Below are 25,288 nucleotides of genomic sequence, written 5' to 3' on the forward strand. Positions count from 1 at the left end.
TAGCGATGCATTTCACAGTTATCTTACGCATTCTGGGTATATTGCTCATGGTCTTCAGCCTTACCATGGTAATTCCCTTAGCGGTTGGCCTGATTTATAACGAATCCGCCAGCAACGCATTTCTCATGGCTTTCGGCATTACCTTTTGTACCGGTCTACTAGTCTGGCTGCCCTTCCAAAGGAGTAAACATGAGCTGAGAACCCGAGACGGTTTTATCATCACTGCCCTATTCTGGACGGTGCTGGGGTTGTTCGGTGCTCTACCGCTTTATTTAAATCAAGCGGTTTCTTTAAGCCTTGCGGATGCGGTCTTTGAATCCATATCCGGTTTAACGACTACGGGTGCAACGGTTATTACCGGTATTGACGCACTACCTAATTCATTACTCTATTATCGGCAGCAATTACAATGGTTGGGGGGCATGGGAATCATTGTGCTAGCAGTAGCGATATTACCCATGCTCGGTATTGGTGGTATGCAGCTGTATCGCGCCGAAACACCTGGGCCCGTCAAAGATAGTAAGCTAACCCCGCGTATTACCGAAACAGCCAAAGCACTATGGTATATCTACGCTAGCTTGACGTTACTCTGTTTTCTGGCTTATTGGGCGGCCGGTATGAGTGCTTTTGATGCCATCTGCCATAGCTTTTCCACCGTTGCTATTGGTGGCTTTTCTACCCATGATGCCAGCTTTGCTTACTTCGATAGTGTATTACTAGAATCAATAGCCGTCATTTTTATGCTCATTTCCGGTGTTAATTTTGGCCTTCACTTTCTCGCTTGGCGTAATCGGCGGCTGCGGCACTATTTCCATGATCCAGAATTCAAGTTTTATCTCACCATTGTGGGCGTCGTCGTACTGATAACCTTTGGTGTCCTCATATACAGCGGTACCTATCCAGCCCTCAAAGCCGTTCGCGCTAGCATTTTTGAGGTGGTTTCCATTGCGACTACAACAGGGTTTGCCACCGCAGATTTTGCCAATTGGCCAAGCCTGCTACCCTTTTTACTTTTCGTGGCGGCTTTTTCAGGAGGCTGCGCCGGATCAACAGGTGGCGGCATGAAGGTCATCCGTATTCTTTTGCTCTATAAACAGGGTATTCGTGAAGTTAAGCGCCTGATCCACCCAAGCGGCGTTTTCTCCATCAAATTAGGTGCTCATTCTGTGCCTGAACGAGTCATTGAAGCTGTTTGGGGGTTTTTCTCCGTCTATATGCTGGTGTTCGTTTTTATGTTGATGGCATTGCTTGCTACGGGTATTGACCAAGTAACCGCTTGGTCGGCTGTTGGCGCTACACTCAATAATCTTGGTCCTGGCTTGGGCGGGGTCGCAGCGCATTATGGCGATTTGAACGACCCGGCAAAATGGGTGCTATGCCTGTCGATGTTATTGGGCCGACTTGAGGTCTTTACTTTGATTGTAATTTTCTCTCCCATGTTTTGGCGAAAATAGTAATTTTCACCGTAGCTTCTACAAAATTAGTATATTTCCGCGCCGAACGTGATTTGGCTCTGGTGGGTTGATGAGTGGTTTTCTGTTTGTTATTACCGTTTTATTCTGGGGGTCAACCTGGATCGCGATTAAATTTCAGCTCACCACCGTGGCGCCAGAAGTTTCTCTGGTTTATCGATTCGGTATCGCCTCCATTATTTTTTTCCTGCTAGCAATAATTAAGAGACAACGGTTAAGGGTTGCTTTTAAAGACCATCAATTCCTCGCACTCCTGGGAGTGATGATGTTTGGTCTGAATTATTTATTAACCTATTGGGCGGCAAAATCCATTCCGACCGGGCTACTTGCAACAGTATTTGCTCTTGCACCGGTGGTGAATATTCTCTTTGAACTACTCTTTTTTGGTCGTCGTATTGAGCCATTTATGCTCTTGGGCGCAATGGTGGGGGTCTCTGGTATCGCACTCATTTTTTGGCCTGAGTTGAGACATTTAGCCGTCGGAGGCGATGTACTCTTTGGCTTAGTTTTCTGCCTCTGTGCGATCACTCTGTTTTCGTTAGGCAGTATGGTATCAGTCAGGAATCACGCAGCGGCTTTGCCAGTATTTACTTGTAATGCCTACGGCATGGCTTACGGCGCCTTTTTTCTAGGCCTGTTTGCAATAGTGAATGGCAAAGTATTTACCTTTGATCCGAGCTTCTCGTATACGGCGTCACTGGCCTATTTGATTATAGTGGGTACAGTGCTTTCTTTTTTTTGTTATTTAACGCTGATAGCTAGAATCGGCCCAAGTAAGGCTGCCTATACCACTATCTTTTTCCCGATAGTCGCTTTGCTCATTTCTACGCTTTATGAAAATTTCCAATGGACAACAATGAACTTTGCTGGCGTCATGCTGGCGCTCTCCAGCAGCCTGTTTGTTATACGTAGATCCAGTCCATCGAGCTGAATGACCCTATAATTTGATCCTGCCTAGAAAATTCATCCACGATTTAATCTCTATTTTTGATTAAGTATCAGCCTTGAAATATTAACGTCGCTTAATTAAAAATACCAAAATATAAATAACAGAGCGCAAATGCCGCCAAACTCAACATGCCAAGCAGACTCCAGCCCTTAAGCAGAAACCCGGGGCGCAATTCCTTTGGCACAATGCTAGAAAACATGGCACGGTGATTAATAAAGGCTATAAACGGAGCAACCAGAAAGGCAACACTAGTGGCGAAATCTATAAAGGATTTAAATGAACGCATAAACAACAGTACGATAAGAATTGCTCCAAGACATTGCAGAACGATAAACCCGTTGTAAGAAAATAAACTATGATTCTTTTCTCTGGCCTGTGGTTTTAGCGTGTTAACCATACCCGTAAGCGCACGAGGACAGGCATCCATGAGCGTTAACAATGTTGAGAACATGATCGCCACCGCTGCGATGGCGATAATCGGATAGGCCCATGACCCAATCGATTGTGTAAACAACCCCATAAACTGACCGGCGAACCCAGTAGCAGATTCCGCGATGGTGATTCCTTCCTGGCGCATAAAGATAGAGCCGAGGAGGAGAAAACAAGAGGCTAACACCATCGTCCCGATATATCCCAGATTGAAATCAAATCGCGCTTCTTGGGGTGTAACCTGCCGCTTTAAATCTTTAGATTTAGCGCAGACCCAAAGCGACTGAAAGACCGAAGCGCCCATCGCCGTTGGCATCCAACCAGCAAAAGCGATAATAAAAAGTATCGTCTTGGTATCTAGCGTTACCAACGGTGAAAAATCAGCGGGCTTAATTGATAAATTTGGAATGGCTAGCAAAACTGCGACCAAAATTAAGACCGTAAACAAGACAACGAAGCTAGTCGTGACCTTTTCAAACAGGTGATATTTTCCAGACACTAAAAGGATACTGCTACCCACCAGCAAGATACTCGTCATAGCGGCGGGATTCAGGCCAAACCCCATAATGTTATTGACCAAACCACCCGTTATTAGCGCCACAGCGGAGGTAGCAATAAACATGTTTACAAATAACTCAAGACTAAAAAAGTAAACCGCCCAGCGCCCTTGACGGAAATAGCTCGCGATAAGCGACTCTTTTGTCGCGGCCGCATAGGCAGAGCCAAAGTAAAATACCGGATACTTAATGAAGCAAGCGAGTAGAATTACCCACCAAAGTGCTAAACCATAATCAGCGCCTGCTCGCGTAGACTGCACCAAATGGGATGTACCCACACAAGCGGCAGCAAATAGCATTCCTGGGCCGAGTTTTTCTCCACATGTTTTAAATAAATTCATCAGTAAACCCAAGCCTTCTGGTTTTTATGGGAACTCACGTTACATTTTATTTAATGCAACATCAAATATTTTATTGAAGCTTCAACTAAATTGAAATTCACATTACCCTTTGTATAATAACCAAATAATGCCGTCTAGCACTAAGAGGTTAAATTCATGAACAGGAATAAATCCGCAACGGCTGGTTCAAAATCAAGTGCCATGACACTGTCCTCACGAAAAAGGTCCGCACCAACAAAATTTCCCATTGATTTGCAAACATTCTTACCCTTTCGTTTTTTTCAGATTGGCCTAAGAATGTCAGATACAGGTAATAAACTATCAGTTTTACTTAAAGAGTCTGGAGTTCCTATTGGTGACAGAGAATGGCGCGTGATAGCTTTACTGGGAGCTTACGGAGGCCTCACAAATGGCCAACTGGCCAGCATATCCAGCCTTGATGCTGCTACCATTTCCAGGGCCGTTAAAGCATTAAAAAGTATTGGCTTTGTCGATACACTACAGTCAAAACATGATCGGCGTCGACTGCTCATCTATTTAACCCAGGCCGGCGCTAAATTTCATGATCAAATTACACCCAAGCGCATGGAAACCGGCAAACTAATCTCTGCAGGCTTAACTGCTCAAGAACTAAAAACACTAGGTAGAATTTTGGATAAGTTAGACCGGCATCTAGAGCATCTTGAAAGTGAAGTTGATGACGAATGGGAATAACCAGCGACCTAAAGTAGAGGAGTCCGGCTCTTGCTAAACCGGGTTCCTCTTTGCAATATCCTACCTGAAACAACCAGTTAGCGACCATAAATTGGCAATAAGCCGAGCATGGCTAAAATATGGCAAGCGGCATACAACAGCCCGAACAGAAAAATAAGCAAGACCAACGCATTCCCACCCCATACCTGATAGTGCGGGCTGCCAAAGCGCTTTCGGCTTGCTCTTACCATTAATGCAGGTACAAAAGCAGCAAAGACTGTCGCCGCTAACCCGGCAAAACCAATCGCGTATAAAAACCCATCTGGGAAAAATAGTCCGCCGAGTGTTGGTGGCACGAAGGTCACCATTGCCGTTTTCGTCCTGCCCAAAACTGTATCATCGAAATTGAATCGGTCGGCAATATAGTCAAATAATGCGAGGGCAACACCCAGGAATGACGAAATCACGGCGAGATTGGCAAACATGTTTAGTAAGGCGGAGATCCTTTCACTGTCCACCGTATGGCTCACTGCGGCAACTAAAACACCTATGTTGCCACCATCAGCTACAATCTGCTGAAAATCAGCCCGTGGGACATTGCCCATAGTGCAGACCTGCCAGACAATGAATACACCAAGCGATAGCAACGAACCATAGAGTAAACATTTTCGAATAATTATAGGGTTCTTGCCGTAGTACTTCATAAGGCTCGGCACATTACCGTGAAACCCAAAAGAGGTTAGAAAGAAGGGGAGGGCCGCAAATAAAAAGGGTAGGTAGCTTGGGTTTTGTTCCAAGGTATTAAATAAAATCGAGGCTTTAACACTAAACGTCAAATCACCCACGGAAATGATAAAACTGATAACCATCCCACCGATTAATATGGTCGCTATCCGGCTTACCGCTTTGGTGCTGAGCCAAACGATAAAAGCCAAAACAAAAGCAAACAGTAGCGTAGCTATGGCAGGCGGCGGGGCGGCGCCTATAGTTGATTCTAGGGTATGAATGACGATGGAACCTCCGCCACTGATATAAGCGTAGGTCAAAATATAGTGCACAAAAGCAACCGATAACCCACTGGCGATATTCCAGCCAACACCCAGTAAATCCTTGACGAAGGTATCAAAACTCGCACCCACGGGATAGTTTAGGTTAGCCTCCAAAATCATAAGACCAGAGTGAAACATACAAAACCAAGTAAACACCAAACACAATAGCGCCCAGGAAAACCACATTCCAGATGAAACCGTCGGTAAAGAAAACATCCCTGCACCAACTGCTGTACCAGCGATAATCATCGCTCCGCCTATCACCGACGGTGTTTTTGGACTCCTTACAATCTCTGTTGTCATTGGGCTCGCCTCACCACTTTTTATTTTCATTTTGTAATTATTATGTCAACTATAGCAGCGTTAATCACAACAAAGCTATCCTCTTTTGCTGTTCAACTGCGAGCATAAGCGATAGAGGACAAGATTTAGGCTAACCTCGGTGTGGTCAAAAATGATAGTACCCGGTTTTACCTTTAGGTCCGATTTTAAAGCGTTTGTATTCCCACTGATATTGGGCGGGAGCGTCCTTAATACACTCTTCAATACTTCTATTAAGCGCCGCCACAGAAAGGTTTATATCATTCGAATAAATATCCGGGTCGGCCGGCACAATTATTACTTCAAACCCTTTCCCTTTTGGAAGTCGTTTTGCGTACGCGCTAACGACTTGTGCACCGGTTTTTTGGGCTAATTTCGACAATAGCGTCATCGTCGAAGCCTCAATGCCAAAGAAGGGTGAAAAAATACCCGCATTCTCCGGCGGCTCTTGATCTGGCAAAATACCAACGACTTCTCCTTTGATTAAGGCCTGTAGCATTGCCGCAACACCACGGCGATCGGTGGGATAAACCTTGGTGCCGCTGCGCGCTCTGGCATCTCGGACAAATCCATCCAGCTCAACGAGCTTTGGTGGCTGATAAAGCACATTCAGCGGAAAACGATTCGCCGCATAGATGTTCAATACTTCCCAGTTCCCCAAATGTGGCACGATAGTAATAAGCCCTTTACCGTCCCTCAAGGTTTCTTCGATATTGCCTTTTTCTGTTACTTTCTTAATGTAATCCAGGGTAACTTCCGGCTCTACCAACCAGGCTTTACCCATCTCAACAATGGTTTTGCTGGTTTCTATTAAGCTTTCCTTTGCGAGCCTGATCCGCTCGACTTCTGTCATCTCGGGAAAACAGAGCTGCAAATTACGCCGGGTCACCTTTGCCGATCGACTATTCATATACCAAGCGCACTGTCCCAAAAATGTTCCGATTGCTTGCACTAACGGCAACGGAAGCAAAGCGAGTACCTTTAGGCTTAATCTAATAAGTGTTATTTTGGCCGTCTGCACGGTCGTCATGAATCCTTGGCTTTTATTCTTGTAATCGATTTTACCCTGTACTTTCCGATAAGGCTCTAACTTACTTTTTTTACCTGGATTTTTTGGAATTTTACAGACAGGCTGTATACTTACGCGTCCCTTTTTAGGATTCCAATGATCCAGTAACTCATAATTACGTAGGTAACAATTTGGCAACTCAGCAGTTAATTACATTCCAGGGATTAATCCACGCGCTTGAGCTATATTGGAGCTCTCAGGGCTGTGTTGTCCTCCAGCCTTTGGACATGGAAGTGGGCGCGGGTACTTTTCATCCAGCGACATTCCTACGTGCAATCGGCCCAGAAAATTGGCGCGCAGCCTATGTCCAACCAAGCAGGCGTCCCACCGATGGTCGCTACGGGGAAAACCCCAACCGCCTCCAACACTATTACCAATTTCAAGTGTTGCTAAAACCTTCACCTGATAACATCCAGGAGCTGTATCTAGAGTCCCTACAGCAATTAGGTATAGACACTGGCATTCATGATATACGCTTTGTTGAGGATAACTGGGAGTCACCCACCTTGGGCGCGTGGGGGCTAGGCTGGGAGGTTTGGCTTAACGGCATGGAAGTAACCCAGTTTACTTATTTTCAGCAAGTTGGTGGACTCGAATGTTATCCGGTCTCCGGCGAAATCACCTATGGCTTAGAACGCATTGCGATGTATCTACAGGGCGTAAACAACGTTTACGATCTTATTTGGACGGAAGGTCCGGACGGCCCTGTTAAGTACGGCGATGTCTTTCATCAAAATGAAGTTGAGATGTCTTGTTTTAATTTTGAGCACGCAAATGTTGCGGAATTATTTAAGCAATTCGATTTTTTTGAGCGAGAATGCAGTACTTTAATTTCAGCAAATTTACCATTACCCGCCTATGAATATGTTCTTAAGGCCTCACACACCTTTAATCTGTTGGATGCGCGCCAAGCCATATCCGTCACCGAACGACAGCGCTTTATATTGCGTGTCAGAACGCTTGCTCGCGCCGTAGCGCAAGCCTATTTTACAACGCGAAAAGCGCTCGGTTTCCCATTGGCGGCCGAACCTATCCGATCCGAGTATGTAAGCGCTCACTCACAGGAAGAAGCATAGAACATGAGTGTTAAAGATTTTCTAGTTGAAATTGGTACAGAAGAACTTCCACCTAAAGCGCTAAAGCAGCTTGCGGCGGCATTCCTGCAGGGAGTTGAATCAGGGCTACAGGAAAAGCAGTTAAATTACTCCAGCGCAACAGCCTATGCCTCGCCCAGACGGTTAGCGGTCCTTGTTAAAGAGCTAAAGGAATATCAACCAGATAGCCGCTTGCAAATTTTAGGGCCGCCGGTAAGTGCCGCCTTTAACGCTCAAGGAGAACCTTCTCCAGCGGCAGAGGGCTTCGCTCGTAAGTGCAATACCAGGGTTGATCAATTACAGCAGGTTGACACCGGCAAGGGGGGCATCAAACTCGCGTTTCAATCCGAACAAAAGGGTTTAGCAACTACCTTGTTACTACCCGGTATTGTTCAACACAGTATTGACCGTCTGCCCATACCTAAGCGCATGCGCTGGGGTAGCTCCCGAATCGAATTTGTTCGACCAACGCACTGGCTGCTCATGTTATTCGGCGACGCCGTAGTTGACTGTGAGATCTTAGGGCAGCAATCCGCTCGTTTCAGTTATGGTCATAGATTTCACCATTATCAACCTATTCAAATAGATACGCCTGGGGATTATCGCGAACGTTTAAGAAATCCTGGATATGTCATCGTTGACCTAGAAGAGCGGCGCGCTAGCATAGAAAAGCAGGTGCAAAAAATCGCCGCTAATGTAAATGGGCGCGCCGTAATTGATACCGATCTTTTAGACGAGGTCACGGCCCTGGTTGAGTGGCCCGTTGCCTTAATAGGGCGCTTTGATGAAGAGTTTTTGCGCCTTCCAGATCAAGCTCTTATCTCCAGCATGAAGGAACACCAAAAATATTTTCATCTGGTCAATGCAAATAACGAACTGATGCCTCACTTTATTACCCTGTGCAATATCGAAAGTAAGGATCCCGCCCAGGTTATCGCCGGAAATGAGCGCGTAATCAGACCGCGCCTATCCGATGCCGCATTCTTTTTCGATACTGACAGGAAAACTCCTTTAGCCAATCGTTTAGAATCCTTAAAAAATATTGTATTTCAGTCAAAGCTTGGCAGCCTCCATGAAAAATCTGAACGCATCGCCATTCTCGCGGGAAAGCTTGCCGAACAAATTCAGGGGAATCAAAACCACGCGGAACGGGCAGGGCTGCTCTGTAAAGCCGATCTGGTAACCTTGATGGTTGGTGAGTTTCCTAACCTACAAGGGCTGATGGGGCAACAATATGCTCATCATGATAACGAACACGACTCTGTCGCCAATGCGATATTTGAGCACTACCTACCTCGATATTCTGGCGATTCGCTACCCGATTCGTTAGAGGGTTGCGCCGTCTCAATTGCAGACAAACTGGATACAATGGCCGGTCTTTTTGCGATCGGACAACCGCCGACTGGCGATAAAGACCCCTTTGGTTTGCGTCGTGCAGCGCTTGGTATTTTGCGTATCATCATTGAAAAACAACTCGAGCTGGATTTATTAGCCTGTATAAAATCAGCTATAGCCACCTATCAGGATCTCGATATTCCAAACGATCTAGCAGATACTATTTTTGATTTTATGTTGGATCGTTTTCGAGCCTGGTTTCAGGACGAAGGCATCCCTACCAATATTTTTCAGGCCGTATATGCTCGGCGTCCCACCCAACCTTTAGATTTTCAACGCAGAATTTATGCGGTTAACCATTTTTCAAAATTAGCCGATGCTGATGCACTTGCCGCCGCCAATAAACGTGTTTCTAATATTCTTGCAAAACAAGAGACAGAAAGCCTCACAACGGAAGTGAGCGCCCACTTACTTAGCGAGGAGTCTGAACAACACTTAGCGACGCTCGTTACCGAAAAAGCACAGATGATAGCTCCCATGCTGTTAAATAGGGATTATAGTGCTGTCCTAGAGTGCCTCTCTGACTTAAGACCCGCTGTCGATCAATTTTTTGATTCCGTTATGGTGATGGCCGATAACGATGCCATTCGTCTGAATCGGTTAGCACTTTTACAAAAATTACGTGCTCTATTTTTTGAAGTTGCTGATATCTCATTTTTACAGACGAGTTAAACCAAAAAACATATGTCCACTCAGAGAAGTCAGTTAGTAATACTGGATCGGGATGGCGTCATCAATTTTGATTCAGATAACTATATTAAATCGCCCGATGAGTGGATTCCTATTCCTGGCAGCTTAGAAGCCATTGCAAAACTATCGAAAGCTGGAATTAAAGTGGTGGTCGCCAGCAATCAGTCAGGTATTGCTCGCGGATTTTACAATGTCGCAACTCTTGCTCAGATCCATAAAAAGATGATTAATGCCGTAAAAAAATATGGTGGTGAGTTCGCCGGTATTTTTTATTGCCCACACGGCCCTGATGAAGGCTGCAATTGCCGTAAACCAAAACCCGGACTCATTCAACAGATTTCAGAGTCTCTTCATATTGATACAAAAAATGTACCATTTGTTGGTGACTCTGTTAGAGATTTGGAGGCGGCCATCGCCGGCGGTTGCCAACCAATCCTCGTAAAAACTGGAAATGGTCAAAAAACAGCCAAAAAAACGACCCTCTCAGTTTCGATATACGACGATTTATTGGATTTTTCGACCCATTGGCTAGGGTAGTATTAGCGCTTCTCTAATCGCCTAATATTGCCTTTAAAGGCATATTGTCCTTAGCTTTCTTTAGATGAAAGACTTCTAAAAACACAGCTTTGATATAAAGCTTTGATTTTAAAAGAAATTCTATTTGGCTATTAAAAATACTTTTATATGCCTTTTAATTTGTATTGCCCACAAAAAAGAGGCGACCTCAATATCTGATCTGCCTCTTCACTTGATCTCAATAATTATTTTATTTCGTTAAAAATCCAAATTCGCAACGGATAACGCATTTCTTTCAATAAATTCTCGTCTGGGCTCCACTTCATCGCCCATTAAAGTCGTAAAAATTTGATCCGCAGCCACAGCATCCTCTATCGTTACCTGCAACATTCGACGATTATTGGGATCCATGGTCGTTTCCCAAAGCTGTTCCGGATTCATTTCACCCAAGCCTTTATAGCGCTGAATGTTGTATCCCCGTTTTGCTTCATTAATCAACCAAGCTAACGCATCTTTAAATTCCGTAATCTGTTGCTTTCGTTCGCCACGTTGAATATAGGCATTTTCACCTATAAGATCACGTAAACTTACCCCGATTTTTTTAATGCTTTTGTACTCATTTGAGATGAAGAACTCATGACTAAAAGGGTAATCCGTGGTTAAATCATGTTGAATCATCTGCACGTCTGGAAGGAAAATATGCCGCTCCGTGTCGTTTGTAATGCTGACGCGATACTCAACCGGTAAGTTTTGTTTTTCTAATATCTGGCGCAGTTGTTTAATCCACACCTCCACCGCTTCGCGATTTTTTAGCGTTTGTTCTGTTAACTCGTCCAGATAGATCATAGATTCAAGGATATGCGTCGGATACACCCGGGATAGCCTGTTAATCGTACGCCATACCATACGGTATTCTGACACCAGCTTTTCCAATCCTTCCCCACTAATTGGCGGAGCATTTTCCTCAACAAATAATGCTGCATTTTCTAGAGCAACTTGAATCATATAGGCGTCAAGCTGCTCGTCATCCTTAATATACTGTTCCTGCTTACCTTTTTTAACCTTATAGAGAGGTGGCTGTGCGATATAAACATGACCCCTTTCAACAATTTCTCGCATTTGTCGAAAGAAAAAAGTTAGTAGTAAGGTGCGGATATGTGATCCGTCAACATCTGCATCAGTCATAATAATAATGCTGTGGTAACGCAGCTTATCTGGGTCAAACTCTTCTCTGCCAATACCACAACCCAGGGCTGTGATCAGTGTTCCCACTTCCGCAGAGGACAACATTTTGTCATACCTTGCTTTCTCAACATTAAGAATTTTACCTTTGAGCGGTAAAATAGCCTGTGTTTTACGATCCCTTCCTTGTTTCGCTGAGCCGCCCGCGGAGTCACCCTCAACCAGATATATTTCAGATAATGCTGGGTCTTTTTCCTGGCAATCTGCTAGTTTCCCGGGTAGCCCCGCAATATCAAGCGCTCCTTTGCGGCGCGTCATTTCACGAGCTTTTCGAGCTGCTTCTCGAGCCCTGGCTGCATCCAGCATTTTCTGTACGACTATTTTTGCTTCCTGGGGGTTTTCAGCCAAATAATCGCCTAAAGCCGCATTCATTTCTTGCTCTACCGCCGACTTAACCTCTGAGGAAACTAGCTTATCTTTGGTTTGGGATGAAAATTTAGGATCTGGTACCTTTACTGAAATGATTGCAACCAACCCTTCCCTTGCATCATCTCCCGACGTGCTAACTTTAGCTTTCTTTAACAAACTTTCCTTCTCTATATAGGAATTTAGGGAACGAGTTAATGATCCACGAAAGCCGACTAAGTGAGCACCACCATCACGCTGCGGGATATTATTAGTAAAACAAAAAACATTTTCCTGAAAACCATCATTCCACTGCAACGCAACTTCAACCACTATGCCATCTTCTCGTGCTTTGCTGAAATGAAAGATTTTATTGATAGGTTTTTTGTTTTGATTAAGGTATTCGACAAATGCCTTTAGCCCCCCCTCATACTTAAACTCTTCTTTAATTCCCGAACGCTCATCTTTTAATACTATTGCTACACCAGAGTTTAAAAAGGAAAGCTCTCTTAGCCTTTTTGCTAATTGGTCAAAGTGATACTCAATGTTCGAAAAGGTTTCTGGTGAAGCTTTAAAATGAACCTGTGTCCCCGTACTTTCGGTATCTCCAATTTGAGCTAATGGCGCAAGCGGTACACCATGCTTATAGCTCTGCTCATAAATTTTACCTTCTTTGCGGATGGTTAGTGTTAACTCGCTAGACAGCGCATTAACGACCGACACACCAACACCATGTAGTCCCCCTGACACTTTGTAGCTGTTATCATCAAACTTTCCCCCAGCGTGCAGGATAGTCATAATCACCTCAGCAGCGGAAACACCTTCCTCTTTGTGAATATCAACAGGAATACCACGACCGTTATCAGACACAGTAACCGATTCGTCAGGGTGGATTGTCACCTTTATTTCTGTACAGTGCCCCGCTAGCGCCTCGTCGATTGAGTTATCCACCAACTCAAAAACCATATGGTGAAGCCCTGTCCCATCATCCGTATCTCCGATATACATTCCAGGGCGTTTACGAACCGCATCAAGACCTTTTAAAACCTTAATATTCGATGAGGTGTAGGTATTTTCTATGCTCATTTATTTCTCCAATCAAAGGGCCACTGGTTATCCCCGACTTCCGACTATTCGATTATTTTGCCCTGTTCCACGTGGAACAAACGAATACTTTTTTCACTCCAACATTGAGCAAAATCACTTTCTTCAACACTGGTAACGATCAACTGACAATTTAATTCAGAAAGCAGCATACTGAGTGACTGCCTATGCCTTACATCCAACTCGGCGGCCAAATCATCAACCAAATAAACACATGGCCGTCCATTCGATTCTGCAAAAAGATGCCCTTGAGCAATTTTCAAACAACTAACAACCAGTTTTTGCTGCCCTCTAGATAGAGTTTCGAAAGCATTAAGCCCTAGATGCTTAACCTTCAAATCTGCTCGCTGTGGTCCATAATGAGTAAAGCCTTCTTTTTTATCCCGCACTAAAGAATCCGCCAATACCGCTTCTAGCCCCAGACCTTCATCCCAGCCAGGATAAAACCCGAATGAAATATCTTCTAATTCAGACACCCTGGCGAGGATGTCTTGAAACACTGGCTCAAGTCGCTCTATGTAACGCTGCCGCTGAGCAGCCAACAACAATGAGCTTTCCACAAACTCCTTATCCCATGACCGCAACAGCTGGTCATCAAACATGCCTTGCCGCAAAATTCCATTTCTCTGCTGAAGGCAGCGGCTTAGCCTCTTCCAGTTGCCCATAAACGAGTGTTCCACGTGAAACACACCCCAATCAACAAACTGCCTTCTATTTTTCGGACCACCTTCCAGCAAGCGAAAGGCGCCAGGATTGATCACTTGAAGAGGCAGTAATTGCGCCAATTCAGCACTTGAAAAAACCTGATCACCTGATATTTTAATCTGCTGCTTGCCATCAATAGCTCTAGTCACCCCAACCGGCACGACGAGCCCATCATTATTAGTTTGAATTTCGCCGTAAACCGTACAAAATTTTTCTCCCCTTTGTACTAAGCTAGTATGTTTATTGCTAACAAAAGACCGTGCTCGCCCTAATAAATAGATACTCTCTAAAATACTTGTTTTACCGCTACCATTAGGGCCAGTAATTAAATTTACACCTTTATCGAGCCGAATATCTAAACTATTAAGATTGCGTAAGTGAGTAATTGCCAACCTGGTAACAGCCATAAATACTGGGGTTACTTTTTTCTAAGCAGATAATAGCGTAAGTAATTGACTGGGCACGCACATGAAAAGTTTGTCATATTATAACTTTTAATTTATTCAACTAAAGCCGCATCGGCATCACAACATAAATAGAATCAGGATTATCCTTTTGCTCTCCAATCAGCGCACTACTATTTGCATCGGACAAGGTCATTTTCACCTTCTCGCTATTAGTGACCGACAATACGTCCAACAAATAGCCCACATTAAACCCTATCTCTAGCCTATCTCCATCAAAATCAACGCTCATTTCTTCTTCAGCTTCTTCCTGCTCGGGATTGTTGGCGTAAACCTGCAACAGGTCTTTTTGCAACATTAACCGCACACCCCTGTACTTTTCATTAGATAAAATTGCCGCCCGACCAAGAACCTGCTTAAACTCCTCTCTATCGGCAATAAAAGTTTTATTACCATCCTTTGGTATAACCTGAGAGTAATCTGGAAACTTACCATCCACTAACTTTGAGGTAAAAGTGAAGTCTTTAGTTATTGCTCTTATATGATTGTTGCTCATACTAATCTCTACTGATTGTTCGCCATCAGACAACAATCGACTAAGCTCCAGTATGCCTTTACGGGGGACAATGACCTGATGTGTGTCGGCTGTTGAAATATCTGCTGTGGCGCTACAGAGCGCCAGCCGATGGCCGTCTGTCGCAACCGCTTTCAGGCCACCTTTTTGGATTTCGAATAACATCCCATTCAGGTAATACCGGACATCCTGTTGAGCCATAGCAACACTGGTACATTCTATCAAATGCCGCAATAATTCTTGGGGGATTGTAAATCCGAGGCTTTGTGGTTTTTCTTCAACATTTGGAAAATCCATCGCCGGCAAAGTTGACAGCGTAAAGCGACTACGACCTGATCTGATACTAAGCTTGTCGCCATCCTGCTCAATCGTAATGACAGATTCATCCGGCAAAGTCTTACAAATATCCATCATTTTGCGCGCCGGTACAGTTATTTCACCTGCCTCCCCCGGCTCACTTAACGCCACTCGACCCACCAATTCCACCTCCAGATCAGTGCCCGTAAGAGAAAGCTGATCGCCATCCACAACCATTAATATATTTGATAGCACGGGTAATGTTTGTCGACGTTCAACCACGCCGGCAACCAAGGCCAGTGGTTTTAATAACGCTTCTCTGGATATGGTAAATTTCATAATTCAGTCCTCAACTCTCGAATTTTCTTCACCATTAACGAACTCAAAAAATTTCTAAGTTGTTAATAGTCGCAGTAAGTTTTTATAGTCTTCTCGAATATCGCTATTTGTCTCTCTTAGCTCTGCTATTTTTCGGCAAGCATGCAAGACGGTTGTATGATCCCTACCGCCAAAAGAATCACCTATCTCCGGCAAACTATGGTTGGTCAACTCTTTAGCTAAAGTCATCGCCACCTGCCTGGGCCTTGCGACGGAACGATTCCGACGCTTAGAAAGCATGTCCGCCATTTTGATCTTATAGTACTCAGCTACCGTGCGCTGAATGTTATCAATACTGATCAATTTATCTTGGATGGCTAACAGGTCTTTTAGGGACTCCTTAACAAACTCTGTGTTTATATCCTTACCTGTGAAGTGAGCACTTGCTATCACCCTCTTAAGCGCTCCCTCTAACTCTCTTACGTTTGATCTAACTTTTTGTGCGATAAAAAAAGCTGCTTCTCGCGGTAGATGTATTTTTGCTTGATCTGCCTTTTTTAACAAAATGGCGACCCGTGTTTCCAGTTCCGGCGGTTCGACAGCAACTGTCAGCCCCCAACCAAAACGTGATTTTAGTCTTTCCTCCAGCCCATTAATCTCTTTGGGATAGCGATCACAAGTTAAGATCATCTGTTGTTCGCTTTCTAAAAGGGCATTAAAGGTATGGAAAAACTCCTCTTGAGAACGCTCCTTTGCGGCGAAAAACTGGATATCATCAATTAACAACGCGTCAACAGTACGATAAAAACGTTTGAACTCATTGATAGCATTCATTTGTAACGCCTTCACCATGTCTGCGACAAACCGTTCCGAATGCAGATAAATCACTTTGGCATCCGGTTTCTGCTTGACCATATAATTACCCACAGCGTGCATAAGGTGGGTCTTACCAAGTCCAACGCCGCCATAGATAAACAAAGGGTTGTATGCGCCTCCGGGGTTCTCCGCCACCTGCATCGCAGCCGCTCTGGCCAATTGATTTGACTTGCCTTCAACAAAGGTATCAAAGGTAAAGCTGCGATTTAAGTTGCTGTGATGTTTAATATTTCTCGCTTGGTTGCTTTCTTTCTGTTTTGTTTTCCGGCCAATGCGATCAAACGTTTCGGAATTTTTCTCATCGTTGCTGCCAGCATTATTCGGTGCCGGTTGGAATGTACCTGTATTGACGCCACTTTTGCGCGTCCCTATGCTTAGTTCAACCTGCAGATTTTCAGAACTTTCTAGCTCACCGACAAGCTCATTGATTCTTTTTAAATAGCGTTGAGAAACCCAATCCATGACAAATCGGTTTGGCGCAAGTAACCTTAGCGTGTTATTGCTAATCTCAGTTTGAAGCGGTCGAATCCAAGTATTAAATTGCTGCGCTGGCAGTTCGTTCTGCAAATGGTCAATACATTTAGCCCAGACAGTGTTAGCCACGAATCCCTTTCTCTTTTTAATCGGATTATAATAATTCGCCAATAATAATGGTTGAAAAACGGCCTGGCGCTAGAAGCCAGCATTCTAACCTTTCATCGAAAACTTATCCACAGGTTAGGCTATTTATATTACTTTTATATTCAATAGCTTGAGAACTTTAAGCGACTGTTGCAGCGGTGTTCCTCGTTAATTGCGTTTTCACAATCAGACGGTTGCACAACCCGGCTGGAAATTACCATACTGTGAGCCTCCGGGCTTGTAATTCTTTCCGCCAGTAACAAAGTTAACAGGTTCCCCCGGCCCCGTTGTTGAATGGAAATTCTGATATTGACAGCGACTTAATCGTCAGTTTAACCAATTAACATCTTGAAAATTCTCTAAACTGTTGAAAATTAATTTAGTTTTATGCAGGAATGAATTGCAGATTAGCGCTGAATTCTCTAGAATCCACCCTCCCAAAATACCAGTATTAGCCCAATCAAAGTGTTGTGTGAGAAATTATCATGAAAAGAACTTTTCAACCCAGTAATTTAAAGCGAAAACGTGATCACGGTTTCCGTGCAAGAATGGCAACTAAAAATGGTCGCTTGGTACTCAATCGACGTCGGGCCAAAGGTCGCAAAAGACTGTCCGCATAATATCGTCAGCGGTTATTTGGCACCACTCTATTCTTGCATGGCTGGGTTGGGTTTTTCCAAGCAGCAACGGCTACTAAAAGCCCGCGAGTTTCAGCGGGTTTTCGACCAATCAAGTTTAAAAGCATCGACACGTGCGATATTACTGCTCGCTGCCGCTAACCCACTAGGGCGTCCACGCATTGGTTTTATAATTGCGAAAAAACAGGTGCGCTTAGCCGTGCAGCGAAATCGAATCAAACGTGTTATCCGGGAATCGTTCCGAACACTAAGCAATCAGACGCTTAGTTACGATGTCATCATATTGGTGCGCAAGGAACTGGAAAAATTGAGTAACCAAGAAATCAGGCTGGAATTTGAACGCCAATGGCACAAATTGGTGCGTCAAGAGAACGCGATTAAGGCAGCAGCGTCCCATGCGTAGACTCATTATTAGCTTATTAAAAGGCTACCGATACCTTATCAGCCCATTGCTTGGCAATAACTGCCGCTTTTACCCTTCTTGTTCCTGTTATGCGGAAACTGCAATTTCAAGATTTGGTTTATTTCGTGGCGGTTGGTTATCCCTACAGCGCCTCAGTAAATGTCATCCCTGGCACTCGGGTGGAATCGATCAGGTTCCAGATATCAACCCTAAACCTTCTTTCCAACATCGCTCTACAACTACGGATGCCTAATGGACGCTCAACGTTTAGTTCTTATCGCCTCTCTTGCTATAGTCAGTTATTTATTAGTTCTCGCCTGGAATGAGGACTATGGGCAGCCCATTTCTGCGCCGCACTCACAAATAACCACTCCAGCGTTGCGGGAACAGCCCTCAGCTTTACCCGACCAAGATCTGCCGACCAGAAACACCGACCTGCCTAGCGCCGATCTGGCCACAAAAGATGTACCTTCGATTATCGAAAAAGCATCTCCCGCTGCCCTGTCACCCGCAAACCCCATTACCGTCGTTACTGATGTGCTTACGCTACATATTAATCCAGTTGGTGGAGACATCATCTATGCGGCTTTAAACGCCTACCCTAGAATAATAAATCGCAAGAATGACCCATTTGTATTGTTAGAACACAGCGCAGAACGTACCTATGTGGCACAAAGTGGTTTAATCGGAACCAACGGTTTGGATTCCAGTGGCTCCAGCCGTCCGGTTTATCAAGCGCAACAAACCGAATATAAATTAGCTGAGGGCGCCAACGAATTAACTGTCGACCTGGTATTAACCGATGTAAATAACGTTACTGTAACCAAACGTTATCGGCTAACTCGCGGTGAGTACCTGATTAACCTCGAATATTTGATTGATAATCAATCCGAAACCAGCTGGCAGGCCAATTTTTTTGCCCAGTTTAAACGAGATAACAGCCCTGATCCCAGCCAAACCACCAGTATGGGCATGAAATCTTTTGTTGGCGCGGCCACCACTTCGACAGAAGAGCGCTATCAAAAGCTGGATTTTGAAGATTTTGCCGAAAAACCGCTGAAGTTAAAAAATACCGGCGGCTGGATTGCCATATTACAGCATTACTTTGTCAGTGCTTGGGTACCAAATAAAGATCAGCTACACACTTATCAGACCCGAAAAAATAGTCAGGGAGAAAATATTGCCGGCCTGATCAGCCCCGCGTTAGTTGTCCCTGCAGGTCAAACCGGTACAACTGGCGCCCAACTCTATGTCGGCCCAAAAATTCAGGATCGATTAGGCAATATATCACCCTCTTTAGAACTGACCGTAGACTACGGCTGGTTGTGGTTTATTGCGCAACCTCTATTTTGGTTATTGTCAACCTTACACGGTTTCCTCGGAAACTGGGGTTGGGCTATTATCTTCACAACACTGAGCGTTAAACTCGCTTTCTTTAAGCTCTCAGCAACCAGTTACAAATCAATGGCCAATATGCGCCGCGTCGGTCCAGAACTACAGCGATTGAAAGAGCGCTTTGGCGATGACCGTCAAAAAATGTCTACAGCAATGATGGAGCTGTATAAGAAAGAGAAAATTAATCCTTTAGGTGGCTGTTTGCCAATATTAGTGCAAATGCCCGTGTTTATTGCGCTCTATTGGGTACTCTTGGAAAGTGTTGAGTTACGCCAAGCACCCTTCATGCTCTGGTTAAATGACTTGTCGGTCAAGGACCCTTATTTTATTCTGCCTATTATTATGGGTGCCACGATGTGGTTCCAACAGACTTTAAACCCTGAACCACCCGATCCGATGCAAGCCAAAGTAATGAAGATGATGCCGATCATGTTTACCTTTTTCTTCCTTTGGTTCCCCGCTGGCCTGGTTTTGTACTGGGTGGTTAACAACCTATTATCAATAGCACAGCAATGGGTGATCACCAAACAAATCGAAAAGCTGGCTGGTGTGAAAGGTAAGAACTAACCAAGCAATCGTGGAATAACTTTCAGCCTTAGCTGAAAATTGTACTATGGGTAAGATAAAGGACGATAATAGCGTTATAACAGCAGATACCGACACGATAGTCGCCCAGGCTACACCTATTGGGCGTGGTAGTGTCGGTATTGTTCGCCTATCAGGCCCCCTTACCAAAGTCATCAGTAAACAGATCACCCAACAAAACTTAACTCCCCGCTATGCGCACTATGGGCCTTTTTATGGCTCTCTTATTAAGCCTTTAGAAAATATCATCGACCAAGGGTTAGCGATTTATTTTCCTGCGCCTAATTCTTTTACCGGCGAAGATGTTTTAGAACTACAGGGGCATGGTGGCCAGCTCATTATTGATTTGCTCATAAAAACCATTTTGTCCTATGGCGCACGCATGGCCAGGCCAGGTGAATTTTCGGAGCGCGCTTTCATTAACGATAAAATGGATTTAACTCAAGCTGAAGCTATTGCTGACCTGATAGACAGCAGCTCTGAACAGGCTGCCCGCAGCGCGCTGCGAACCCTACAGGGAGAGTTTTCGCAACGGATAAATCAACTTATTGACGCACTCATCCGATTGCGTGCTTACGTTGAAGCTGCGATTGATTTTCCCGATGAAGAAATTGATTTTATGTCCGACGGTAAAGTCGCGTCTGAGCTGGACGAAATTATCAAACAGGTACAAAAAGTATTAGCCGAAGCCAGCCAAGGAGCAACCTTGAGAGAAGGTATGACTGTCGTCGTAGCAGGCTTACCCAATGCTGGTAAATCTAGCTTATTAAACCAACTCTCAGGCCGCGACAGCGCAATTGTGACCGACATTCCCGGTACTACCAGGGATTTATTGCGTGAACATATTCATATTGACGGCATGCCCCTACATATCATTGATACCGCAGGGCTGCGTGACAGTAAGGACCCTATTGAACAGGAAGGAATTCGCCGTGCAATACTCGAAATTCAACAGGCCGATAGAATTCTTTTAGTGGTCGACAGCACGACCATAACAGCAACACACCCACATGAGATATGGCCAGAATTTGTCGACCGTTTGGATCACCTTAATAAAATTACAGTAGTACAAAACAAAATTGATAAATCCGACCTCGCACCAGGCTATATTCACCAGGACGACGCCTCCCCCTGCCCGGTGATACGAGTATCTGCCAAGCAGGGCGCAGGTCTTAATATACTCAAACAACACCTCAAGCAGTGCATGGGCTTCAGTGGCGCTGGTGAAGGTAGTTTTAGTGCGCGCCGCAGGCATATAAATGCCCTCGAACAGGCGCTCATTAACCTCAGCAACGGGCGCACCCAATTAAAACTGTATAATGCGGGTGAACTGTTAGCTGAGGACTTAAAACAAGCTCAACAAGCGCTATCAGAAATTACCGGTGCTTTCACGAATGATGATTTACTCGGAGAAATTTTTTCCAGTTTTTGCATCGGCAAATAAAAAATATCTCGATTTAGCACTGTTGATAACCTGTTAACCTGACCCTCTACTTATCCTTGATAACCTGTGCGTAATACCCACCTGTGTATAACCTGCTGAGTTATAAACAGCTTCAGTAGAAACTATACGCAATTAAAACCTATAATCACCACAGAGTTATAAAATCATAAGTTGTTTATTTCTGTGTGGAAAACCTACTTACCCACAGATTATCGTTACCCTAATAGTAATAACAATAAGTATCTTTTAAATAATAAATTAATAATATTATTAGTGGGTTAGTAACCCTAACTAGGCTTGTCAATATTCCCCTTTGACGCTTTTCTTTTAACGTTGAATCATTATACTAGTGTCCCTTTTGCTATTTATTGAGTACCCGAGTGGATTACGCAAAACGATACGATGTTATTGTGATTGGTGGCGGGCACGCCGGCACAGAGGCGGCTTTGGCGGCTGCACGTATCGGTGCGCGAACATTATTATTAACCCATAACATCGAAACACTGGGACAAATGTCTTGTAACCCCGCTATTGGCGGCATTGGTAAAAGCCATTTAGTCAAAGAAATTGATGCGATGGGTGGGGCAATGGCACTTGCCACTGATCAAGCCGGTATCCAATTCAGAATTCTTAATTCACGCAAAGGGCCTGCCGTTAGAGCAACACGAGCTCAGGCCGATCGTATTCTCTACAAAGCCGCCATCCGCAATATTTTGGAGAATCAAAACAATCTCGATATCTTTCAACAGGCGGTTGATGATTTGATTGTTGAGGGCAACAAAGTCCTTGGCGTTATCACCCAAATGGGTTTGCATTTTCGCGCAAAAACAACGGTATTAGCAGCTGGAACTTTCCTCGGTGGTGTCGTCCATGTTGGCTTGCAAAATCACAGTGGTGGTCGTGCCGGTGACCCTCCTGCTATTGCTTTGGCGCAACGTCTGCGTGAATTGCCGTTACGCGTGGATCGTCTTAAAACCGGAACGCCGCCGCGAATAGACGCGCGCTCGGTGGATTTTTCAGTGATGCAGGAGCAGCCAGGAGATACGCCACTGCCGGTCATGTCATTTCTTGGCTCTCGTGAAATGCACCCGCGCCAAATCAGTTGCTATATCACCCACACCAATGAACAAACCCACGAATTTATACGTCAAGGGTTAGATCGCTCGCCTATGTACACAGGCGTGATTGAAGGTATTGGGCCACGCTATTGCCCCTCAATTGAAGACAAAATACATCGTTTTGCCGATAAAGAATCGCATCAAATTTTTGTGGAACCGGAGGGGCTTAATACCCATGAGCTCTACCCGAATGGGATTTCCACCAGCTTACCATTCGATGTCCAATTTAATTTGGTACGTTCGATTAAAGGCTTTGAGAATGCACACATTACGCGCCCTGGATATGCGATTGAATATGACTTTTTTAACCCTCAGGACTTAACCCATAGCTTGCGGGTAAAACACCTGGATGGGCTGTATTTTGCCGGTCAGATCAATGGCACTACTGGTTACGAAGAAGCTGCGGCACAAGGACTATTAGCTGGCCTTAACGCTGGTCTGGAAGCGCTCGAAAAAGAAGCCTGGTATCCCGGTCGCGAGGCTGCTTATTTGGGTGTGATGGTCGATGATCTCATTACCTTTGGAACCAGTGAGCCTTATCGTATGTTTACCAGTCGCGCCGAATATCGGCTGCTGCTCAGAGAAGATAATGCGGATCTTCGTCTCACCGAACAAGCCTATAAATTGGGTTTGATCGATGATAAACGGTGGCAGCGGTTTAATTGTAAACAGGACTTGATAGCAAGAGAGCAAGCTCGTCTTAAGGCAACCTGGATTCATCCAGCCACCGCAGAAAGCAGTGAAATTGAACCAAAATTAGAGAAACCAATTAGTCGTGAGCATAGTTTGTTGGAACTGTTACGTCGCCCCGAATTAAATTATCAGGATATTAAAAATCTTAAAGGCGAAGGCATAGACGACGAAGAAGCGGAAGAGCAAATTCAAATACAGGCTAAATATCAAGGTTATATTGAACGCCAGCAGGGCGATATTGAAAGGTTAAAACGACAGGAAAACACAGCGTTACCTAAAAGTCTGGATTACCATAGTATTTCCGGGTTATCCAACGAAGTGAAGCAAAAGTTAGCAGCGGCGCAGCCACAAACCTTGGCAGCGGCAAGTAGAATTCCGGGAGTTACCGCCGCGGCAATCTCTTTATTGCTGATACACCTAAAAAAGCGTGCTGCAGCAACCAGTAAAAGTGCTTAGGTGGTTGTGACAGATTCTTTAGCCGACGGAATCCGGCAGGGCTCCTTGGAGCTTGGGCTAAAGTTGGTGGACTCGCAGCAAAAAAAATTTAGCAACTATATTGGCTTGCTGGAAAAATGGAATCGGGTTTATAACCTAACCGCAATAACCAAGCCGCAACTAATGTTGAGTCACCACCTTATGGATAGTCTGGTGGTTGGGCAGTATCTTTCACCTGAACAATGCAGTATTTTGGATGTGGGTTCAGGGGCTGGGTTACCTGGTGTACCATTAAGTATTTTATTTCCTGAGAAAAACTTTACTTTGCTGGATAGTAATGGCAAAAAGACGCGGTTCATGAAGCAAACTATTATAGAGCTGAGTTTGCATAATTGTGCAGTGGTGAACCAGCGGTTAGAGCACTTTCAGACAGAACAAAAGTATGATGTGATTATTTCTCGAGCCTTTTCAAATATTACCGACTTTGTTAACGGCGCTCGTCACCTATTGAAACCGCAAGGGCAGTTTTACGCGATGAAAGGTTTGCTTCCGAACGAAGAATTAAAAGTATTACCAGCTCAAACCAAGCTTGTTGCGCTGGAACAGTTAAAGGTGCCATTTTTGGACGAACAGCGCCATTTGGTTATTTTAGGCACAGATTTTTAAGCGTGCGGACGGGTTAGTTTGGGGGAGTCATTGGGAAAAATTATCGCGGTAACCAATCAAAAAGGTGGTGTTGGCAAAACAACCACGGCGGTGAATCTCTCAGCTTCCTTACATGCGATTAAACGCAAGATACTGATGATAGATTTGGATCCGCAGGGTAACGCCACCATGGGCTGTGGGGTAAATAAGAATGATTTGCAGGTTTCGGTGTATGATGTCCTAACAGGGCGTTGTGATACTCGAGCCGCTATTGTTCGTTCCGACACAGCGGGTTTTGATTTGCTGCCGGCTAACAGCGATCTCACCGCCGCTGAGGTGGAGCTATTAAGCATAAACAATAAAGAAAAAAGGTTACAAAACGCCTTAGTCTCGGTGCAGGACCAATACGATTATATTATTATCGATTGCCCCCCTTCTTTAAGCATGTTGACGGTTAATGCGTTGGTAGCGGCGCAGAGTGTGATCATTCCTATGCAATGCGAATATTATGCGCTGGAGGGCTTGTCTGCCTTAGTGAAGACTATTAACGGCATCGCGCAAAATATCAACCCGCAACTCAAAATAGAAGGTTTATTACGAACCATGTACGATCCCCGTAATAGCCTGAGCAAAGACGTATCGCGTCAATTAATTCAACATTTTGGTGACAAGGTATATAGCACCGTTATCCCGCGTAATGTGCGTTTGGCGGAGGCGCCGAGCTATGGTGCTCCGGCCTTGATTTATGATCGTAAATCAAGAGGTGCGTTGGCTTATTTGGCGTTTGCCGGAGAAGTCTTGAGAAGGTCACGGGCAAAGCAGGTTGTGGGTAATTAAATAATGAGCGTAAGCAAGATGGAGCAAAAAATCT

21 protein-coding genes are annotated in these 25,288 nt (G+C 44.7%); 14 read left to right on the top strand and 7 right to left on the bottom strand.

Going from position 1 to position 25,288, the window contains the following annotated elements; translation table 11 throughout:
• The first annotated feature begins 5 nt into the window (after nt 1-5).
• Nucleotides 6-1,454, top strand: coding sequence for a potassium transporter (locus H6995_15185; protein ID MCP5216344.1), 1,449 nt, complete (start codon nt 6-8; stop codon nt 1,452-1,454).
• A gap of 70 nt (nt 1,455-1,524) precedes the next feature.
• On the top strand, nt 1,525-2,403 hold the full coding sequence (locus H6995_15190; GenBank protein ID MCP5216345.1) for a DMT family transporter: 879 nt from the start codon (nt 1,525-1,527) through the stop codon (nt 2,401-2,403).
• A 91-nt stretch (nt 2,404-2,494) separates the two neighbouring features.
• Here the strand turns inward: H6995_15190 and H6995_15195 are convergent, their stop codons facing one another.
• The gene (locus H6995_15195) at nt 2,495-3,748 is read right to left on the bottom strand and encodes an Nramp family divalent metal transporter (GenBank protein ID MCP5216346.1); all 1,254 of its coding nucleotides are present in this window, start codon (nt 3,746-3,748) and stop codon (nt 2,495-2,497) included.
• A gap of 156 nt (nt 3,749-3,904) precedes the next feature.
• Here H6995_15195 and H6995_15200 point away from each other — a divergent pair, with 156 nt between their 5' ends.
• On the top strand, nt 3,905-4,462 hold the full coding sequence (locus tag H6995_15200; protein ID MCP5216347.1) for a MarR family transcriptional regulator: 558 nt from the start codon (nt 3,905-3,907) through the stop codon (nt 4,460-4,462).
• Nucleotides 4,463-4,539: 77 nt separating this feature from the next.
• Here the strand turns inward: H6995_15200 and mtr are convergent, their stop codons facing one another.
• Nucleotides 4,540-5,793, bottom strand: coding sequence for a tryptophan permease (gene mtr, locus H6995_15205; GenBank protein ID MCP5216348.1), 1,254 nt, complete (start codon nt 5,791-5,793; stop codon nt 4,540-4,542).
• A 145-nt stretch (nt 5,794-5,938) separates the two neighbouring features.
• On the bottom strand, nt 5,939-6,841 hold the full coding sequence (locus H6995_15210; GenBank protein ID MCP5216349.1) for a lysophospholipid acyltransferase family protein: 903 nt from the start codon (nt 6,839-6,841) through the stop codon (nt 5,939-5,941).
• Between the two features lie 170 nt (nt 6,842-7,011).
• Here H6995_15210 and glyQ point away from each other — a divergent pair, with 170 nt between their 5' ends.
• From glyQ to gmhB, 3 genes are read left to right on the top strand one after another with little or no spacing between them, the layout of a single operon-like run.
• A complete protein-coding gene (gene glyQ / locus H6995_15215; protein MCP5216350.1) occupies nt 7,012-7,956 on the top strand; it encodes a glycine--tRNA ligase subunit alpha in 945 nt (314 codons plus the stop codon).
• 3 nt (nt 7,957-7,959) lie between these two features.
• The gene (locus H6995_15220; GenBank protein MCP5216351.1) at nt 7,960-10,041 is read left to right on the top strand and encodes a glycine--tRNA ligase subunit beta; all 2,082 of its coding nucleotides are present in this window, start codon (nt 7,960-7,962) and stop codon (nt 10,039-10,041) included.
• Between the two features lie 12 nt (nt 10,042-10,053).
• Nucleotides 10,054-10,596 carry a D-glycero-beta-D-manno-heptose 1,7-bisphosphate 7-phosphatase gene (gene gmhB, locus H6995_15225; protein ID MCP5216352.1) on the top strand — a complete coding sequence of 181 codons (543 nt, stop codon included), beginning with the start codon at nt 10,054-10,056 and terminating at the stop codon, nt 10,594-10,596.
• 237 nt (nt 10,597-10,833) lie between these two features.
• On the opposite strand, the gene gyrB is transcribed toward gmhB, so the two are convergent.
• The 4 genes from gyrB to dnaA all read right to left on the bottom strand — a co-directional run bounded on the left by gyrB (nt 10,834) and on the right by dnaA (nt 17,043).
• Nucleotides 10,834-13,248: a DNA topoisomerase (ATP-hydrolyzing) subunit B gene (gyrB, locus tag H6995_15230; GenBank protein MCP5216353.1), complete on the bottom strand. Its 2,415-nt coding sequence runs from the start codon at nt 13,246-13,248 to the stop codon at nt 10,834-10,836.
• A gap of 44 nt (nt 13,249-13,292) precedes the next feature.
• Nucleotides 13,293-14,378, bottom strand: a complete 1,086-nt coding sequence (recF, locus tag H6995_15235) for a DNA replication/repair protein RecF (GenBank protein MCP5216354.1) — start codon at nt 14,376-14,378, stop codon at nt 13,293-13,295.
• Between the two features lie 100 nt (nt 14,379-14,478).
• Nucleotides 14,479-15,585, bottom strand: coding sequence for a DNA polymerase III subunit beta (dnaN, locus tag H6995_15240; protein MCP5216355.1), 1,107 nt, complete (start codon nt 15,583-15,585; stop codon nt 14,479-14,481).
• Between the two features lie 54 nt (nt 15,586-15,639).
• Nucleotides 15,640-17,043, bottom strand: coding sequence for a chromosomal replication initiator protein DnaA (gene dnaA / locus H6995_15245; protein MCP5216356.1), 1,404 nt, complete (start codon nt 17,041-17,043; stop codon nt 15,640-15,642).
• 503 nt (nt 17,044-17,546) lie between these two features.
• Here dnaA and rpmH point away from each other — a divergent pair.
• The 8 genes from rpmH to H6995_15285 all read left to right on the top strand — a co-directional run bounded on the left by rpmH (nt 17,547) and on the right by H6995_15285 (nt 25,254).
• Nucleotides 17,547-17,681, top strand: a complete 135-nt coding sequence (rpmH, locus tag H6995_15250; GenBank protein ID MCP5216357.1) for a 50S ribosomal protein L34 — start codon at nt 17,547-17,549, stop codon at nt 17,679-17,681.
• Nucleotides 17,623-18,102, top strand: coding sequence for a ribonuclease P protein component (rnpA, locus tag H6995_15255; protein ID MCP5216358.1), 480 nt, complete (start codon nt 17,623-17,625; stop codon nt 18,100-18,102). The genes rpmH and rnpA overlap by 59 nt, the downstream gene beginning before the upstream one ends.
• Nucleotides 18,095-18,355: a membrane protein insertion efficiency factor YidD gene (gene yidD, locus H6995_15260; GenBank protein MCP5216359.1), complete on the top strand. Its 261-nt coding sequence runs from the start codon at nt 18,095-18,097 to the stop codon at nt 18,353-18,355. Before rnpA ends, yidD begins: the two co-directional genes overlap by 8 nt.
• Entirely contained in the window at nt 18,355-20,064 is a 1,710-nt protein-coding gene (gene yidC / locus H6995_15265) for a membrane protein insertase YidC (protein ID MCP5216360.1), read from the top strand. Before yidD ends, yidC begins: the two co-directional genes overlap by 1 nt.
• Before the next feature lie 46 nt (nt 20,065-20,110).
• Complete coding sequence (gene mnmE / locus H6995_15270) at nt 20,111-21,526, top strand: tRNA uridine-5-carboxymethylaminomethyl(34) synthesis GTPase MnmE (GenBank protein ID MCP5216361.1); 1,416 nt, start codon at nt 20,111-20,113, stop codon at nt 21,524-21,526.
• Nucleotides 21,527-21,906: 380 nt separating this feature from the next.
• Entirely contained in the window at nt 21,907-23,793 is a 1,887-nt protein-coding gene (mnmG, locus tag H6995_15275; protein MCP5216362.1) for a tRNA uridine-5-carboxymethylaminomethyl(34) synthesis enzyme MnmG, read from the top strand.
• Nucleotides 23,794-24,438 (top strand): 16S rRNA (guanine(527)-N(7))-methyltransferase RsmG, encoded by a 645-nt coding sequence (rsmG, locus tag H6995_15280; protein ID MCP5216363.1) that lies wholly within the window; start codon nt 23,794-23,796, stop codon nt 24,436-24,438.
• Nucleotides 24,439-24,468: 30 nt separating this feature from the next.
• Nucleotides 24,469-25,254 carry a ParA family protein gene (locus H6995_15285; GenBank protein MCP5216364.1) on the top strand — a complete coding sequence of 262 codons (786 nt, stop codon included), beginning with the start codon at nt 24,469-24,471 and terminating at the stop codon, nt 25,252-25,254.
• The last annotated feature ends 34 nt before the right edge of the window (nt 25,255-25,288 follow it).

This window comes from Pseudomonadales bacterium (assembly GCA_024234615.1).
Taxonomy (GTDB): domain Bacteria; phylum Pseudomonadota; class Gammaproteobacteria; order Pseudomonadales; family IMCC2047; genus JAJFKB01.

Excerpts from the sequence above, each read along its gene's own strand:
- H6995_15185 (MCP5216344.1), top strand. The coding sequence starts at position 6 with ATGCATTTCACAGTTATCTTACGCATTCTGGGTATATTGCTCATGGTC.
- H6995_15190 (MCP5216345.1), top strand. The coding sequence starts at position 1,525 with ATGAGTGGTTTTCTGTTTGTTATTACCGTTTTATTCTGGGGGTCAACC.
- H6995_15195 (MCP5216346.1), bottom strand. The coding sequence starts at position 3,748 with ATGAATTTATTTAAAACATGTGGAGAAAAACTCGGCCCAGGAATGCTA.
- H6995_15200 (MCP5216347.1), top strand. The coding sequence starts at position 3,905 with ATGAACAGGAATAAATCCGCAACGGCTGGTTCAAAATCAAGTGCCATG.
- mtr (MCP5216348.1), bottom strand. The coding sequence starts at position 5,793 with ATGACAACAGAGATTGTAAGGAGTCCAAAAACACCGTCGGTGATAGGC.
- H6995_15210 (MCP5216349.1), bottom strand. The coding sequence starts at position 6,841 with ATGACGACCGTGCAGACGGCCAAAATAACACTTATTAGATTAAGCCTA.
- H6995_15220 (MCP5216351.1), top strand. The coding sequence starts at position 7,960 with ATGAGTGTTAAAGATTTTCTAGTTGAAATTGGTACAGAAGAACTTCCA.
- gmhB (MCP5216352.1), top strand. The coding sequence starts at position 10,054 with ATGTCCACTCAGAGAAGTCAGTTAGTAATACTGGATCGGGATGGCGTC.
- gyrB (MCP5216353.1), bottom strand. The coding sequence starts at position 13,248 with ATGAGCATAGAAAATACCTACACCTCATCGAATATTAAGGTTTTAAAA.
- recF (MCP5216354.1), bottom strand. The coding sequence starts at position 14,378 with ATGGCTGTTACCAGGTTGGCAATTACTCACTTACGCAATCTTAATAGT.
- dnaN (MCP5216355.1), bottom strand. The coding sequence starts at position 15,585 with ATGAAATTTACCATATCCAGAGAAGCGTTATTAAAACCACTGGCCTTG.
- rpmH (MCP5216357.1), top strand. The coding sequence starts at position 17,547 with ATGAAAAGAACTTTTCAACCCAGTAATTTAAAGCGAAAACGTGATCAC.
- rnpA (MCP5216358.1), top strand. The coding sequence starts at position 17,623 with ATGGTCGCTTGGTACTCAATCGACGTCGGGCCAAAGGTCGCAAAAGAC.
- yidD (MCP5216359.1), top strand. The coding sequence starts at position 18,095 with ATGCGTAGACTCATTATTAGCTTATTAAAAGGCTACCGATACCTTATC.
- yidC (MCP5216360.1), top strand. The coding sequence starts at position 18,355 with ATGGACGCTCAACGTTTAGTTCTTATCGCCTCTCTTGCTATAGTCAGT.
- mnmE (MCP5216361.1), top strand. The coding sequence starts at position 20,111 with ATGGGTAAGATAAAGGACGATAATAGCGTTATAACAGCAGATACCGAC.